The 16,033-nt window shown below is 68.7% G+C and carries 13 protein-coding genes and 1 riboswitch; of the genes, 3 read left to right on the top strand and 10 right to left on the bottom strand.

Annotated features, from left to right (window positions below; all coding sequences use genetic code 11):
• Window positions 1-25 precede the first annotated feature (25 nt).
• Complete coding sequence (locus tag ACGFH6_RS16420; protein ID WP_393384423.1) at window positions 26-1,420, top strand: amidase; 1,395 nt, start codon at window positions 26-28, stop codon at window positions 1,418-1,420.
• On the opposite strand, the gene ACGFH6_RS16415 is transcribed toward ACGFH6_RS16420, so the two are convergent.
• The 5 genes from ACGFH6_RS16415 to ACGFH6_RS16395 are packed head-to-tail and all read right to left on the bottom strand — an operon-like array spanning window position 1,417 to window position 8,117.
• Window positions 1,417-3,126 (bottom strand): IucA/IucC family protein, encoded by a 1,710-nt coding sequence (locus ACGFH6_RS16415; protein ID WP_393384422.1) that lies wholly within the window; start codon window positions 3,124-3,126, stop codon window positions 1,417-1,419. The genes ACGFH6_RS16420 and ACGFH6_RS16415 overlap by 4 nt on opposite strands.
• Window positions 3,123-4,418 (bottom strand): lysine N(6)-hydroxylase/L-ornithine N(5)-oxygenase family protein, encoded by a 1,296-nt coding sequence (locus tag ACGFH6_RS16410; RefSeq protein WP_393384420.1) that lies wholly within the window; start codon window positions 4,416-4,418, stop codon window positions 3,123-3,125. The genes ACGFH6_RS16415 and ACGFH6_RS16410 overlap by 4 nt, the downstream gene beginning before the upstream one ends.
• Complete coding sequence (locus ACGFH6_RS16405) at window positions 4,415-4,945, bottom strand: GNAT family N-acetyltransferase (RefSeq protein WP_393384418.1); 531 nt, start codon at window positions 4,943-4,945, stop codon at window positions 4,415-4,417. The genes ACGFH6_RS16410 and ACGFH6_RS16405 overlap by 4 nt, the downstream gene beginning before the upstream one ends.
• Window positions 4,946-4,962: 17 nt before the next feature.
• Window positions 4,963-6,627, bottom strand: coding sequence for an IucA/IucC family protein (locus ACGFH6_RS16400; RefSeq protein ID WP_393384416.1), 1,665 nt, complete (start codon window positions 6,625-6,627; stop codon window positions 4,963-4,965).
• Entirely contained in the window at window positions 6,624-8,117 is a 1,494-nt protein-coding gene (locus ACGFH6_RS16395; RefSeq protein ID WP_393384415.1) for a pyridoxal phosphate-dependent decarboxylase family protein, read from the bottom strand. The genes ACGFH6_RS16400 and ACGFH6_RS16395 overlap by 4 nt, the downstream gene beginning before the upstream one ends.
• 174 nt (window positions 8,118-8,291) lie before the next feature.
• On the opposite strand from ACGFH6_RS16395, the gene ACGFH6_RS16390 reads away from it, so the two are divergent.
• Together ACGFH6_RS16390 and ACGFH6_RS16385 are read left to right on the top strand one after the other, a co-directional pair.
• Window positions 8,292-9,059, top strand: coding sequence for a hypothetical protein (locus tag ACGFH6_RS16390; protein WP_393384413.1), 768 nt, complete (start codon window positions 8,292-8,294; stop codon window positions 9,057-9,059).
• 84 nt (window positions 9,060-9,143) lie between these two features.
• Window positions 9,144-9,479, top strand: coding sequence for a hypothetical protein (locus ACGFH6_RS16385; protein WP_393384411.1), 336 nt, complete (start codon window positions 9,144-9,146; stop codon window positions 9,477-9,479).
• On the opposite strand, the gene ACGFH6_RS16380 is transcribed toward ACGFH6_RS16385, so the two are convergent.
• The 5 genes from ACGFH6_RS16380 to ACGFH6_RS16360 all read right to left on the bottom strand — a co-directional run bounded on the left by ACGFH6_RS16380 (window position 9,467) and on the right by ACGFH6_RS16360 (window position 16,007).
• On the bottom strand, window positions 9,467-10,768 hold the full coding sequence (locus ACGFH6_RS16380; RefSeq protein WP_393384410.1) for a serine hydrolase domain-containing protein: 1,302 nt from the start codon (window positions 10,766-10,768) through the stop codon (window positions 9,467-9,469). The two genes, ACGFH6_RS16385 and ACGFH6_RS16380, sit on opposite strands and share 13 nt — an antisense overlap.
• On the bottom strand, window positions 10,765-13,611 hold the full coding sequence (gene gcvP / locus ACGFH6_RS16375) for an aminomethyl-transferring glycine dehydrogenase (RefSeq protein ID WP_393384408.1): 2,847 nt from the start codon (window positions 13,609-13,611) through the stop codon (window positions 10,765-10,767). Before gcvP ends, ACGFH6_RS16380 begins: the two co-directional genes overlap by 4 nt.
• Before the next feature lie 77 nt (window positions 13,612-13,688).
• A riboswitch (glycine riboswitch) is annotated at window positions 13,689-13,778 on the bottom strand.
• 15 nt (window positions 13,779-13,793) lie between these two features.
• A complete protein-coding gene (locus tag ACGFH6_RS16370; protein WP_393384406.1) occupies window positions 13,794-14,654 on the bottom strand; it encodes a dihydrodipicolinate synthase family protein in 861 nt (286 codons plus the stop codon).
• Between the two features lie 50 nt (window positions 14,655-14,704).
• The gene (locus tag ACGFH6_RS16365) at window positions 14,705-15,319 is read right to left on the bottom strand and encodes a MerR family transcriptional regulator (protein WP_393384404.1); all 615 of its coding nucleotides are present in this window, start codon (window positions 15,317-15,319) and stop codon (window positions 14,705-14,707) included.
• Window positions 15,320-15,512: 193 nt separating this feature from the next.
• The gene (locus ACGFH6_RS16360; RefSeq protein ID WP_131352148.1) at window positions 15,513-16,007 is read right to left on the bottom strand and encodes a bifunctional nuclease family protein; all 495 of its coding nucleotides are present in this window, start codon (window positions 16,005-16,007) and stop codon (window positions 15,513-15,515) included.
• Window positions 16,008-16,033 lie beyond the last annotated feature (26 nt).

Below are 16,033 nucleotides of genomic sequence, written 5' to 3'. Positions count from 1 at the left end.
GGTATTTTTTCGTAGGCTCGCAGACGTGAGTGACTCCGCCGCGGACCTCAGCCTGACCGAGGTGCTCCAATTACTGGGGCAACGGAAACTCTCAGCGCGCGAACTCGTTGAGGATTGTCTGCGCCGCATCGACGTGGCCGAGCCCGCGGTCCGCGCATTCGTCACCCGTACTCCCGAGCTCGCCCTCGACGCCGCAGTTCGCGCCGACGAGGCCCGCGCATCCGGCGATCGGGTCGGACCGCTGGCCGGCGTACCAGTCGCGGTGAAGGACGTCTTCCTCACCAAAGGAGTCCTCACCACCGCGGGCAGTCAGGTGCTGGCAACCTACGTACCGGCCGAGGACGCCGCTGTGTGGGAGCGGCTGTCCGCGGCCGGTGCGGGTCTACTCGGAAAGACCACGACCCACGAGTTCGCCTACGGGACCGCGTCGACGCCGACGGCCAACCCGTGGGACGTACGTCGTACGCCCGGTGGATCCTCCGGCGGATCGGCGGCCGCGCTCGCCGGTCGGATGGCCCCGATCGCCACCGGCACCGACACCGGCGGCTCGCTCCGCATCCCCGCGGCGGCCTGCGGCGTCTGCACCCTGCGCAGCACCCCAGGCCGCATCTCCCGGTACGGCGTGATCCCGCTCAGCCCGTCCTTCGATGTCGCCGGCCCGATGGCCCGCCGCATGCTCGACATCTCGATCCTGATGTCAGTCCTCGCGGGCCACGACCCGCGCGACCCCGCGACTCGCGACGAACCCTGCCCGTCGTACCCCTTGGAACCCCCGCACGACCTCAGCGGCGTCCGCATCGGGCTTCCGACCGAGATGTCCTGGCAGCAGGTCGACGACCGCATCGCCGTCGTCTGCCATGAGGCTCTCGGCCTTTTGGCAGCCCGCGGCGCCCAATTGGTCGAGGTCGAGAACCCGCCGAACACCAAGGTCGTCCTGGAGAAGTCCATCGGCGTCTTCGACACGATCACCGAGAGCGAGGCGCACCAGATCCACGACGCACTCGAACCCCACAGCCATCTCTACACACCCCAGGTCCGCGAACGAGTCCGCAAAGGCGAACGCGTCAGCCCCGAGCGGTACGCCGAAGCCCTCCGCCTCCGAGCCGGCTGGGCCAACGACTGGCGAGGCATCATGGCCGCCCACGGACTCGACGCGATCGCCCACCCCACCATCGACGCCGCCCCACCCCTGATCGACCCCAACGGCCCCCCGAAGGGCCCGAAGATCCGTCTCTCCACTCCCTGGTCCGTCGCCGGCTTCCCCGCCCTCAGCGTCCCCGCCGGCTTCGACAAACGGGCCCTACCAGTAGGCCTGTCCCTAGCCGCCCTCCCCGAACGCGAAGCCGACCTCCTAGGCCTGGCCCTGGCAATAGACGAAGAACTACAACTCTGGCGCCACGGCCCGCCGACGCAGTTCTAGCGGAGCGGCTCGGCCGTGTGCAGTGGGTTGGGGATGCGGCCGGTGGTGGGGATTGGGGGGCGGGTGTCGAGGTCGGTGTAGCCGAGGGTTAGGCGGTAGCCGTTGAGGGGGTAGCGGGCGAAGGTTTCGGCGGTGAGGGCGGTGGCTGTCAGGCGGTCGGCGTACTCGGGGTGGGTGGTGGTGTAGAGGTCGACCTCGCCGCGGGTGAGGCCCCAGAACTCTTCTGGTGGGATGAGTTCGAGGTCGGCGAGGGGGTTGAGTACGCCGAGGAGCAGGGCGTCGACGAGGTACTGGCGGAGGATGTGCCAAGGCTTGCGGGGCAGGACGCGGTCGTGCGAGTCCGGCTCGATGCCTCGGGCAAGTACCTGCTCGGTGGAGACGTTGATGTCGTCGACGAGATCCTTGATCACGAGACGGGCCGGGAGGCCTTCGGGGCCACAGATGACGGCCAGGTTCTCGCCGTGCGGGTTCACCGTGATGCCGTAGTGGTGCATCAGGTGGAGCAGTGGGCGGAGGAGCGTGCCGATGAGGTGACTGATCCAGGTGCGGGCGTCGGTGCCGGAGCGGGCGATCATCTCTTCGACCAGACCGGGATGCAGTACTGCCGCCAGCGGCCAGACGGTCTCACCCGGCTGGAGACGCGGGTCCACCGGGTCTCGCCAGATGCAGCCGAGGGTCTCGGTCCACTGGTACGGAATGCCGGGAGCACCGGACAGCTGCGGATGGCGCACGGTCACGGACGCAACCTCACCGAGCAGTTCGGTGCCGAGACGGCCCAGCACCTCGTCGCGGTACCAGAGTCCACGCAGCCACTGGGTGACCATCGGCGCGGCCAGCGTGCAGTGCTCCGGGATGCCGCGGTACACCGAGGTGTTCAGGATCTTCAGCGGCAGCTTCACCTGGTAGCGCAGCCGCTGGGTGATGTTCACCATCGTCCGGATCGACTGGGTCGGCAGGTACTCGTCGGGCCCCTCCCCCAGGACGACGATCTCCCCGGCGGCCAGCTCACGCGCCCACTGCGTCCGTACGACGTGGTCCAGCTGCCATGGATGGCACGGCAGCCACACGTACGAGTCCGCGTCGACCAACTGGCCGCGGAACGCCTCCAACGCGTCAGGACCCAGCTCACGGCCTACCACCGAGTGCTCCGACAGGTCCGGCGTACCACGGAACTCTGCGAGCCCTCGGCGAACAGCGAGCCAGGTCAGACGCAGCGGAGTGCGTGACTCGGGCGCGTACCGCAGGCTGTCCTCGGCAGAGAACCCCAGACGGCCCTTGTTGGCCACCAGCAAAGGGTGCCCGGTGAGATGCCCCTCCACCCGGCTGTGGTGCAACTCCAGCAGCTCAGCAGGCGCTACCGCAGTAGATGCCATCCGTACGTCGGCAGCCAGCGTGCTCGCCAACTCCGCGACGTACCCGGCCACCGTCGGCCCGTCGAGTCCGAGTACGTCGGACGCGTCGACGAGGAACTGCACCGGGTCAACGGCGACCTCGCTCTCGTCGTTGCCCAGGATCCCCGCGGTCGTACGCCTGATGGAGTCCGGCGCGACCCGCCAGCTTCCGAAGGCGCCGCGCGTCGCGGTGAACGTGTAGGAGACGGTGCCGAGGTCCAGCCGGTGGTCGACCGGTTGGAGCAGGTTCTCGGTGCAGAACTGCGAGATCAGTTTCGCCAGCAGCTCCGCCGAACAGCGATTCCAGACACTCATCCGGGGATGGCGAACGTCGTGAAGGCGGTGGACTTCGGCAGCCGGAACACCTCGCGTCCGGCGACGCTGTTGAGGATGGTGGCGTTGCGGATGGCACCGATCCCGAGATCTGGCGCCGCGACACCGTGGCTGTGCAGGTCCGCGTTCGCCACGAAGAGCCGGCCGGCCAGTGCGGCATCGGTCACCACACTGTGGTCCCGGTTGATCATCCATCGCCCGGCGGCGTCGCGACGTACCTGATCCTCGAGAGCGGCCATGAACGGCAGCGTGCGATTGCGATAGCCAGTGGCCGCGACCACGGCGTCGCAGTGGTGCTGGAAGGTCTTGCCACTGTCCGCGTGCTGCAGCGTCATCTCGATGCCGTCGGCACGGGCCACGGCGGATACAACGGCCACACCGCACTGCAGCTCGACCGGTGCGGCAGTGAGGTCCCGCGCGTAGAGCACATCGTGGATGTCGTCGAGGGTCTCCGACGAGATGCCTTTGTAGTGCCGCCACTGCTCCTTGACCAGCTTGTCGCGTGTCACCTCGTCCAGTGCGTGGAAGTAGTCGACGTACGTCGGCGTGGTCATCTCCAGCACGAGCTTCGAGTAGTCCAGCGGCGCGAACGACGGTGTCCGGGTCAGCCACGACACGGCAGGGCCGCCGTCGGCGTTGGCTCGCAGCAGATCGAGCGCACACTCCGCACCGGACTGACCGGACCCGACAACAGTCACCCGACCTGTCCGCAGCAGGTCGTCACGACGGAAGAGGTAGTCCGCCGAGTGCAGGAACCGCTCCTCGGGCAGTCCGGCCAGTGCAGCAGGCACCGCGGGCTCAGTACCGACGCCAACCACCAGATGCCGCGCAGCGAACGTCTCTGTCGACTCACCACGCTCCACCGTGAGCTCGAACACCTCACCCGTCCAGGAGACCTCGCTGACGTGGTGACCGAAGTGCAGTGAGTCCAACTGCGCCGCACACCACCGCAGGTACGTCTCGTACTCGCGGCGGGCCGGGTGGAACTTCTCCCGCACGTAGAACTGGTACAGCCGATCGTTGTCGCGCAGGAAGGACAAGAACGACAACCGGTGCGCCGGCTCGACCAGGCTGACCAGATCGGCCAGGAACGACACCTGCAACATCGCGTCGCCGAACATCAGTCCGCGGTGCCAGGTGAACTCCGGCCGGCTGTCGAGCACTGCCAGCCGTACGTCGTCCAGTCCGTCGGCCAACGCGGCCAGCCCGAGGTTGAAGGGTCCACAGCCGATCGCGATCACGTCGTACGGCGTCGAATCCGGGGCGGTCGTCATGTCAGTACCTCCACGGTCCTGGTGCGGACCATCAATAGTGCGGTCTTCTCGGGCAGCTGCAGCTCGCCCCGCTGGACGAAGCCGGCCGCGACGAACGCGCGGACGGAGGGGGTGTTGGCGCTGTCGGGTTCGGCGACGACACGCTGACAGGCAGGGTCTGAGTGCAGGAGAGCGTCGGCCAGCGCGCGCAGCAGCCGGCGCCCGAGACCGCGGCCGACCCGGGTCAGGTCGCCGATGGCGACGTGGATCCCCCAGTCGTGCTCGTCACTCGGGTAGTACTCGGCCAGGCGGTCGAGCCGGACCCGATAGAGCTCGACGTACCCGAAGTCCTCCGCGTCGACCGTGACCACGCACGGAACGGAGTGCTCTCCCGCCGTCTGCCGGCTGAGCTCCTGCGCCCAGTGCTCCACGGACCAGTCCTGCCGCCACCACTGCTGGATGTGCGGCTGGGCCATCCACAGAGCGATCCTGGCCGCGTCGGTGGCTTCGGCCGGGCGGAGGTCGAAGCCGTTGTCCAGGTGGAGCATCGGGCGAACGTCACACCTCATCGGAGCGGGTTCGGGATGTCGAGGTAGACCGACTGAGCATCCAGCGGCGCGACCACCTCGTCGATGCCGCGCAGCCGGGTCATCATGTTGGCCTTGCACGGCAACGTGTCAGCCTCCAGCCAGCGACGGGCCAGCCGGTCGCCCTCCGGACCGGCACCCTTCAGCAACGGCAAGGCCAGCGTCAGCCGCTCACGCACCACACCGAGCAGCTCCGCCTCGTCCGCGACTCCGTCGACAGCCAGACAGCCGACAACCGCCAGCGCCTGGTTGTGCAGCAGGTAGTACGTCAGCCGGTCATCCACGATGGCGTCCTCGACCACAGCCAGCGTGGAGTCCCGCAGCCCGGTCACACCGAGCAGTCCACGCAGGTACGACGAAGCCAGGTAGTAGCCCTGGTTGTCGCGGTACGCACCACCCTTGATCCGGCCCGCGCCGTCTGTGCGCACCAGAGTGTTCTGCTGATGCGCCTCCAGGCCGATGCCTGTCTCGGCGTACAGGTGCAGCATCGGGATCAAGACGTTGTCGATGTACGACGCCGTCCAGCCGAGTGGATCGTCCGCGGCGTACTCGCTCAGCCGCGCCACTCCGCCTGGTCGTGGCGCGACGAGACCCGCCAAACATTGATAACTATTGACGTCTCTTGGCACTTCTCGTACAGCAACGTCAAGTCCAGTCAATGTCGGTCCACCCTCGTCAAGAGCAACCCACGCGGGGTCGCGGACGATGGAGAACCGCGGGTGTGCGGTCGCCGTACCGGCGTTGTAGGCCGCATCCAGCAGCCGGTTGATCTCCAGTCCGCGGCGCAGCTCGGTAGGCGTCGATTCGCGCCGAGAGTTCGTGATGCGCAGACCGAGCGACAGCTTCAGCATCACGGACATGTCCGGATGAAACACGGTCCGCAGGCTCGAGGTCGGGTACCACTCCGGCCCCTGCGGGCCCAGAGCCTTCACCCGGCCCGCAGCGATCAGCTCAGCCACCCGCGGCCGCTGCATGACGGACGCCGCCTGCCACGGGTGGGCCGGGATCAGCACCCGACCGGCCGACGGAGTGATGCCGGCCAGCGCGCCCATCAGCTGCACAGCGTCCAGTCCCTGCAGCGAGGGCGCGCCGGCCACCTGGTCCGACGACACCAGCTCGGCATCGGCCTCGAACCAGTGCACCGCGAAGCGGCCGCCGAGCTCCGGCGAGTACGCCGCCAACTCGTCGCCGCTCAATCCGTCCCGGCTTTTCGGCGCCGGATGATTCAGGTGACCGAGCAGCAGCGCCTGCTCGACCTCCAGGAAACGACCCGGTCCGCGCTCACCGCCGGCCTCACCGACGAACCGCGCGACGTTGCGGACCGATTCCGCCGTACGCGCCGCCAGATCGTCGATCTCGGCCGGGTCGGCGTCGGCCGACAGCACCCGGACCAGGTCCTCCGGTGCCGGCGGCATGCCGTCCAGCATCACTTCGGTGAACTGGTGCAATCCGGTCCGGGACGCATGCTCCACCCGCGCGGTCACAGTCGTGTCGCCGACCGCCAGGGTCAGGGGACCGGCGGCGACCGGTACGGACGTCTCCCGCGTGTAGCACCGCAGGATCGCGTTCAGATGGGCCGCAACAGCCGCCGCGATCGACGACGTCGCCGAGGTCGATGGGTCGGATGAGTTCGATGAGGTCACGCTGCTCCTTCGCCGCTCTCCGCCAGGACGTCGTAGCCGGTGGCCACGACCTGATCGAGGAGGTCCTCGATGTCCGTCGCGGTGGCATTCGGGTTCAGCAGCGTCAGCTTCAACGCGACCACCGCCGGGCGGCCGCCGCAGGCCGGCAGCTTGGTCCGGCCGATCAGCACCCGTCCGGACGTCAGCAACCGGCGCCGGACCTCACCCTGGAGAGCGTCCGCCGCGGCCGCCTCCAGGCCCTGCCCGGCGACCCGGAACAGCACCGTGGTCAGGGTCACCGGCGCCAGCAACTCGAGGTTGCTGTCGGCAACGACCCGGGCCGCGGCGGCGTGCGCGAGCTCGTGGCAGGTGTCGAGCATTGTGCCCAGTCCGGCCCGCCCGTATGCCGTCAGCGTGGTGGCGACCTTCACCGCGTCCGGGCGGCGCGTGGTCTGCAAGCTGCGGCCGAGCAGCCCGTCCAGTCCGGAGTCGATGTCGTCGGCCGGGTTCAGGTAGTCGACCGAGCGGCCGAACGCGGCGAACCTGTTCCGGTCGGCCACCAGCAGCACGCTGGTCGCGGCCGGCTGCCAGCCGACCTTGTGCAGGTCGAGGGTGACCGAGTCCGCGTGGGCCAGGTCAGCCAGCAGCGGGGCGAGCCGGTCGGAGAACAGCGCCCCGAACCCGTACGCCGCGTCCACGTGCACCCAGGCGCCGTACTGCCGGGCCAGCTCGGCGATCGGCGCGATCGGGTCGATCGAGCCGAAGTCCGTCGTACCGGCCGTGGCGATCACAGCGACCGGAGTACGACCCGGCTTGGCCAACTCGTCGGCCAGGACGTCGGTGCACATCCGGAACTCCTCGTCGGAGGCGATCGTGATCGCCGCCTCCTCACCGAGCCCGAGGGCGGCGCAGGCTCGCTGGACCGAGAAGTGGGCGAGCTCCGAGCAGAACACGACCGGGCGGTCGAGTCCCTGTACGCCGTTCCGCCGTACGTCGATCCCGATTGCGGCGGCGGCGCTGTCGCGGGCGATCAGCACGGCCAGAAGGTTCGAGATCGAGCCGCCGGGCGTCAGTACGCCGTCCGCCTCCGGACCGAAGCCGGCCAGCCCGGCCAGCGCCTTCACCACCCACTGCTCGATCGCGAGCGTCGCCGGACCGGAGTCGTAGGTGTCCATGGACGCGTTGCTCGCGGACGCCAGCGCGTCGGCGTCGACCGCCACCTGCAGGACCGGCGGCTGCAGGTGTGCGGCCGCGTGCGGGTGGCTCAGGTCGATCCCGTGCTCGTCGAGCAGCCCCGCGATCAGGTCCAGCGCGGCCGACTCACCCACCCCGGTCGACGGCACCCGCGGCTCGCCCAGCACCTCGGCGGTCCGGCGCAGTACCTCCGCCGGCGATCCGTGCGGGAGCGGCCCTCGGTCACGATCGGACACAGTCGAGGCGAACGGCCACGCGGAATCGAACGGGTTGCGCACAGGCGAGGGCAACGCGGTCAGACGCGCAGGATGCGGCACCAGATCTCCCGGGAAGTTGTCGAGTAAGGCAAGCCTTACTAAGGCAGGCCTAACTTTTCTCCCGCCTCACGCACCGTGTCAACTCCACCACCCAAGGAGTGGCGATCCTCACCTGTTCAGGCCTGGTTCAGCGCACCGGTCGCAGGCTGACCGTGAACGAAAGGAGCGCTGCTCATGATCGCTTGGCTGAAACCTGGTGTGCTGTTCGCAGTCACGGCCCTGCTGGCCGGTGCGACCCCCACCACCAGCACCGCGTACCGGGAGCACCACCACCCGTCGACCTGCAAGCTACCGGTCTTCGGACCGGGCAGCCGCTACCACCCGGAGTTCGACCCCGCGGACTTCTCCCCGAACGTGACCAACCCGTGGTTCCCGCTCAAACCTGGCCGCACGCTCGTCTCCACCGGCGTCAAGGACGGCGAGAAGGCCCTCGACCTGTTCGCCCCGACGCCGCGTACCAGGGTGATCGCGGGAGTCCGGACCAGGGTCGTCGAGGACCGCCTCTACCTGAACAACGTGCTGCACGAGCGCACCAGCGACTACTACGCCCAGGACCGCTGCGGCAACGTCTGGTACTTCGGCGAGGACACCGCCGAGCTGGACGCGCACGGCCGCGTCATCAGCCGTGAAGGCAGCTTCCATGCGGGCGTGAACGGCGCCCAGCCCGGTGTCTTCATGCAGGCCCGTCCGCAACTCGGGCGCAAGTTCCGCCAGGAATGGTACGCCGGCCACGCCGAGGACATCTTCTGGCTCATCGGCCGCAACACTACGGTGACCATCCCCCTCGGCACCTTCCGCCATGCCCTCCGTACAGCCGAGACCACCGCACTCGAGCCGGATGTGCTGGACAACAAGTACTACGTGAAAGGCATCGGCCAAGTCGCCGAGCTCTCGGTCACCGGTCCAGCCGAATCTCTACGCCTTGTCGAGATCATCTCCTAGTGTCCTGAGTCGGGACACCAGTGTCCCGACTCAGGACGCCAGCCCGTAGGGCGTTCTGGTCAGGACGAACGTGGCGATGTTCAGGTGGTCGATCTGGGTGCCGTTGCGGACGACGCGGAGCTTCTCGCCGGCGAGGTAGCCGTCGCGATCCTGAGAGCCAACCTGCGCAACGGCGACGACAACGAGAAGCTCGCACTCGGTCTGCTGAGGGACGACCTCCGGGCGGCCCACCGACTCGAGGAGGCACTGGCGGCGTACCAGGAGGCCCTGACCGTCCGCCGAACGACACCCGCACTCCAGACGGTGATCCAAACCCTCCGTGCACTAGGCCGCCACGACGAGGCCCGCCGGTTGGAGGACGAACTGCACAGCCGACCGAAGCCAGGCGTCTACACCCTGACGATCCCTCAGGCGCCGTAGGGGTTGCGGGTGAGGGTGAAGGTGGCGACGGTGAGGTGGGTGATGCGGGAGCCCTCGCGATGGACTCGGAGCGTTTCGCCGGCCAGGTAGCCGTCGCGGCCTTGGTAGAGGTCGCGGGCCAGTGGGGACAGCCGGGTGGTCAGGCCGCCGGTCATGGTGAGGATGCCTGCCGAGACGGAGATCGTGAGTGGGGTGTTGCCCCAGTACCAGTGGCCCAGCAGGTCATCGCCCTGGATGAGCGACGGCTCGGGCATCCATTCCTGCGGCAGGACCGGTTCGTGGGTGACGAGGATGCGCACGAGGTCCGGTGGCAGGGATGCGACACGGCCGTACGTCGCGTTGCCCAACGTCACCGCACCCACTCGGCGGGTCCGGTCGACGAACAGCCCGGCGAGGAAGCCGGGCATCGAGCCGGTGTGCCCGATGAACAGTTGCGGATCGTCGGCAATCAGCCGGAGACCCAAACCGTAGGAAGCGGTCAGTTTCTCGCGTGGGTCCGAGGCTGCGGGTGACGCCATCTCCTCGACCGTGTCGCGGCTGAGGATCTCGTGCACGGGGTCGATCCAGAACATCGCGTACTTCGCCAGATCCTCGATCGTGCTCCACAACTGCCCGGCCGGCGCCATCGCCCCGGAGTCGTGAGCGGGCTCCTCCAGCAGCCGCCCACTGAACGGATGCACGGAGAAACCCTGGGCGGCCGGACCCGACGGGAAGTACGACGTACGCCGCAGCTCCAGCGGATCGAGGATGCGGGACTGCACCAGTTGAAGCCAGGGCTCGCCCCGCAGCCGGGCCACCATCTCACCGAGCAAGGCGTAGCCGAGGTTCGAGTAGTGATGCCGGCGATCGGCCGGGCCTACCGCCTGGGACTCATCCATCGCCGCCGTCAGCTCATCGAACGAGACCCCCGGATTGCGTTCCCACCAAGGACCTTCCGGCTCGGCGTTCATGCCGCCCGAGTGCGCGAGCAGGTGCCGCACGGTCCGGTCGCCGAACGCGATCCCCGGCAGATGCTTGCCCACGGCATCGTTCAGCGCGAGCAGCCCGTCGTCGCGGCACTGCATCACCAGGATCGCCGTCAGCGTCTTGGTGATCGACCCGATCCGATACTGCACATCCGGACCGGGCGCACCACCGTCCGCCGTCGCGAACCTCCCGCGCGACCCGGTCCACACCAGTGCACCGTCACGCACCACCCCCGCGTTGACCGAGGGCAACTTCCATTCGCTCTGCGCAGCGGCGATCTCGGCGTACAGAGCGTCGGCGGTAACAGGACGAACGGAAGTCACTCAAAGGCCTCCGGGGCGGGGCAGGAGCAGATGAGGTTGCGGTCGCCGTAGGCGCCGTCGATGCGGCGGACGGGCGGCCAGTACTTCGAGGTCCGGTCGACCGAGCGCGGGAACGCCGCCTCCTCGCGGGTGTAGGCGTGGTCCCACTTGTCGTTGATCACCGACTCGGCGGTGTGCGGCGAGTTCACCAGCGGGTTGTCACCGGCTGGCCACTCCCCCGCCGCAACGCGGTCGATCTCGTGCCGGATCGCGATCATCGCGTCGCAGAACCGGTCGAGTTCGCCGAGGTCCTCGGACTCGGTGGGCTCCACCATCAGCGTGCCCGCGACCGGGAACGACATGGTCGGTGCGTGGAAGCCGTAGTCGATCAGCCGCTTCGCGACGTCGTCGACGCTGATCCCGGTCTCCTTGGTCATCGGCCGCAGATCCAGGATGCACTCGTGCGCGACCAGGCCGTTCTCGCCGGTGTAGAGCACCGGGAAGGCACCCTCGAGCCGCTTCGCCACGTAGTTCGCCGTCAGTACGGCGGCCTTGGTCGCGGCGGTCAGACCCTCGGCACCCATCATCCGGATGTAGGCCCACGAGATCGCCAGTACGCCGGCCGAACCGAACGGCGCCGCGCTGATCGGGCCGACACCGGAGTCCGGACCGGCCTCGTCCAGCAGCGGGTGGTTCGGCAGGTACGGCGCCAGGTGCGCGGCCACGGCCACCGGGCCGACACCCGGACCACCACCGCCGTGCGGGATGCAGAACGTCTTGTGCAGGTTCAGGTGGCTGACGTCGCCGCCGAACTCACCGGGCTTCGCCAGGCCGAGGAGCGCGTTCAGGTTCGCGCCGTCGACGTACACCTGGCCGCCGTGGTCGTGAACGATCTGGCAGACCTCGCGAACGCTCTCCTCGTAGACCCCGTGCGTCGAGGGGTACGTGATCATGATGGCCGCAAGCTTCGACGCGTGCTCGGACGCCTTCGCCCGCAGGTCGGACAGGTCGATCGTGCCGTCGTCGTTGCCCTTGACAACGACCACCTTCATGCCGGCCATCACCGCGGAGGCGGCGTTGGTGCCGTGCGCACTGGCCGGGATCAGGCAGACGTTGCGGTCCTGATCGCCCTGCGCGCGGTGGTACCCGCGGATCGCGAGCAGACCGGCCAGCTCACCCTGAGAGCCGGCGTTCGGCTGGATCGAGACCTTCGCGTAGCCGGTGACCTCGGCCAGCCAGCGCTCCAACTGACTGATCAGCTTCACGTACCCGGCCGCGTCCTCGATCGGCGCGAACGGGTGCAGATCGGCGAACTCCGGCCAGGTGACCGGCTCCATCTCGGTGGTCGCGTTCAGCTTCATCGTGCACGAGCCGAGCGGGATCATGCCGCGGTCGAGCGCGTAGTCGTAGTCGGACAGCTTGCGCAGGTACCGCAGCATCGCCGTCTCGGACCGGTGCGTGTTGAACACCGGGTGCGTCAGGTACTCCGTCGTACGGCGAACCGCCTCGGGCAGACCGGCCGCCTCGGCGGAAGCGTCGTACCGGACGCCGAAGGACACGCAGACCCGGGTCACCGCGGCGACGTCGGTCTTCTCGTCGCAGGTGATGCCGACGTGGTCCGCGTCGACGAGGCGCAGCCAGATCCCGTTCTGCCGGGCGGCGTCGACCACGTCGGCGGCTCGACCGGGGACGCGCGCGAGCACGGTGTCGAAGAAGGTGCCGTGGACAACCTCCACGCCACCGGCGCGCAGCGAGGCGGCCAGCTTGCCCGCGTACTCGTGGACACGGTCGGCGATCGCCTTCAGGCCGTCCGGCCCGTGGTAGACGGCGTACATCGACGCGACCACGGCGAGCAGGACCTGCGCCGTACAGATGTTGGAGGTCGCCTTCTCGCGGCGGATGTGCTGCTCCCGGGTCTGCAACGCCAGCCGGTACGCCGGTGCGCCGTCGGCGTCGACGGAGACACCGACCAGGCGACCGGGCAACGACCGCTCGAGACCGGCGCGGACGGACATGAAGCCGGCGTGCGGACCGCCGTAGAACAGCGGTACGCCGAAGCGCTGGGACGAGCCGATCACGATGTCGGCGCCGGCCTCACCCGGTGCCTCCAGCAACGTCAGCGCGAGCAGATCGGAGGCGACCGCCACCAGGGTCTCGCGCTCGTGCGCGGCGGAGATCAGCGGCTTCAGGTCGCGGACCACACCGCCGGCGCCCGGGTACTGCACCAGGAAACCGAAGAAGTCGCCGTCCGGCAGACCGTCGGTGGTGTCCGCGACGACGACCTCGATGCCGAGCGCCTCGGCCCGGGTCCGCACGACGGCGATGGTCTGGTCGAAGCAGTCAGCGTCGACCAGGAAGCGGTCGGACTTGCTCTTCTTGTTCGACCGGTGGGCCAGTGTCATCGCCTCGGCGGCCGCGGTCCCCTCGTCCAGCAGCGACGCGTTCGCGGTCGGCAGGCCGGTCAGGTCGGACACCACGGTCTGGAAGTTCAGCAGCGCCTCGAGCCGGCCCTGGGAGATCTCCGGCTGGTACGGCGTGTACGCGGTGTACCAGGCCGGGTTCTCGACCAGGCGGCGGACGATCACCGACGGGGTGAAGGTGCCGTAGTACCCCTGGCCGATCATCGAGGTGGCCACGGTGTTGCGGGCGGCGAGCTGACGGAGTTCGGTCAGCGCGTCGACCTCGGAGGCCGGTTCGGGCAGCCGGAGCGCCTCGGTGGACCGGATCGACTCCGGTACGGCGGCGTCCACGAGCGCGTCGACGTCGTCGTACCCGAGCAGCTCCACCATCCGGGCGACCTCGTCCGGCCGTGGTCCGATGTGCCGGTCGGCGAACGCCGCAGAGATCTGGGGTGAGTTGTTCATCAAGAGGCTCCGTTGCTGACAGTGCTTCCGGTCGCCTCCCCCTCTGTCACGCCGAGCAGCGCACGCTTCAGAGTCGCCTGTGACACTCGGTCCATGGGCCTGAGAGGTTCCGGGGAGGAATTGCCCCTTCGGCGCCCGATCGCACGGGTCTCTCCCGAGTGCTGTGAACGGCTGTCCCGAGGCTACCAGGAATCCGCGAAGAGTTCGGGCAGCAGTCGCCTGGCGGCCGGCCGGGCTGCGTTGACCTGCTCCTGGGTCGCCGACACCATCGGCCAGCGAACCCGCGTACCGACGTCCGCCCAGTCCCCGACCGCGGCAAGGAACTTGTCCAGTGCCGGGTTCGACAACCCCGCCTTCTGCAGCGGTACGACGTGCTGCCCGAAGAACTCGCCGATCCGGCGTTCGACGTCCAGGTCGCGGGCGTGCTCCACCGAGCCGTTGGGCGAGAGCGCCGCGACGTTCGAGTAGCTGCCGTGCGCACCGAGTAGCGACATGGTCGCGAGGAAGTGCCCTGGCACGAAGATGGACATGCCGGACTTCAGCGCCTGCTCGAACCATGCCTTGTCCCCACCCGCGGTCTTCAGACCGATCAGACCCGGCACGGCGGCGGCCAGCGACGTCAGCAGCTCTGGACGCACGGGGGTCTTCGCGTGCGGTGGGTTGTAAAGAACGAGCGGCACGTCACCGGCGGTGTCCGCGACGCGGCGGAGGAAGTCGAGCGCCTCCCGGTCGTTCAAGGGCAGCCAGTCGGGCAGGATCACCTGGATCGCACCGGGTGCCAGCGCGGCGGCTCGACGTACGCGATCCAACTGCAGCTGGGCGGACGGGTGGCTCGCGCCGATCTGGAACGGCTTGGCCGCTCCCGCGAGCAGCTCGTTGATCCGATCGAACTCGTCCTCGGTCAGCGTGTGGAACTCGCCCGCCGTGCCGTGCGCATACAAGCCGTCCAACGGACTGGCGCCCAGGACGTCGACTTGGGCCTGCAGGCGCGCGAAGTCGATGGAGTCGTCCGCGTTGAGGGGCAACAACAGAGTCGCCCACACACCGCGCAGTGAATCAGCGGTGAGTGGGCGCACAGGATGAAGGAAGGGTCTCAGCCGGTCATGCGTGCGCGGCGCCGGGCCGCGAGTTCATCATTCGCGTGCTGATCGCCGTCCTCATGGCCGTCGGCCCGCTCGGTGGGCAGCTCGGACAGCGAGCCCTCGACCTCGCGCCAGACACCGCCGAGGGCGATCCCGAACACCCCCTGGCCGCCTGCCAGCAGGTCGATCACCTCGTCCGGCGACGTGCACATGTAGACCGAGGCGCCGTCGCTCATCAGCGTGATCTGGGTCAGGTCGTCGATGCCGCGCTTGCTCAGGTGGGCGATCGCGGTCCGGATCTGCTGCAGCGAGATCCCGGCGTCCAGCAGCCGCTTGATCACCTTCAGCAACAAGACGTCACGGAAACCGTACAACCGCTGCGTCCCGGAACCGGTCGCCGGGCGCACGGACGGGGAGACCAGGCCGGTGCGGGCCCAGTAGTCGAGCTGACGGTAGGTGATCCCGGCCGCGTGGCAGGCCGTCGGTCCGCGGAACCCGACATCCTCCGGCATCGGCCGCAGGTCGTCGTCGAAGAGCAGGCCCTGGACGCCGGCGGCAGCGGCCGCCTCGGCGCGTGCTTCGGACGTCGACTGCGCCGTCAGATCCGTGTCGCCGGTGCGTGTCACGCCTGAGCCTCCCTGGGTACCGACTGGAACGGGTCACTTCCGTGGAGTGACAACACCCCACAACTCCTTCAAGGTAAGCCGCCGACCAGGGAGGGTCAACGACAACCGCACCGAGCCGTGAGCGTGTCGCGGTTGCCGCTCGAATCGTTACCTACCTGGCCCTGTACCACGCGGGTCAAAACCAGCCCGGTCCTCAGCTCTTGTCGAAGTCCTCCGGAGTCACCTGGTCGAGGAACTCACGGAACCGCTCGACCTCCTCTTCCTCCTCCACCTCGTCGGTGTTCGTCGTCTCACTGTCCGGAACCGGGATGCCCGCCTCGGCCAGAATCTCCTCGGTGCAGAACACCGGTGTCCCGGTGCGCAGCGCCAGCGCGATCGAGTCCGACGGCCGGGCCGAGATCTCGGTCTTGTCGTCGAACACCAGGATCGCCTCGAACACGCCGTCGGTGAGATTCACGATCCGGACCTGACTGAGCGTGTGCCCGAGCACCCGCAGAGTCTCGGCGAACAGATCGTGGGTCAACGGCCGCGGCGGCTCCATGCCCTGCTGGGCGAAGGCGATCGCGCTGGCCTCGGCCGCGCCGATCCAGATCGGCAGGTACCGCTCTCCGCCGACCTCCCGGAGCAGCACAATCGGCTGACTCGAGGGCATCTCAACCCGGACTCCGACCACGTCGACTTCGCGCACACCTTCAGCCTACTCCGCGGGGCAGC

The organism is Kribbella sp. NPDC049227 (assembly GCF_043197265.1).
In the GTDB taxonomy this organism is placed as follows: domain Bacteria; phylum Actinomycetota; class Actinomycetes; order Propionibacteriales; family Kribbellaceae; genus Kribbella.
The sequence above is the reverse complement of the archived record's forward strand: the minus strand, read 5'-3'. Positions and strand labels throughout refer to the sequence as shown.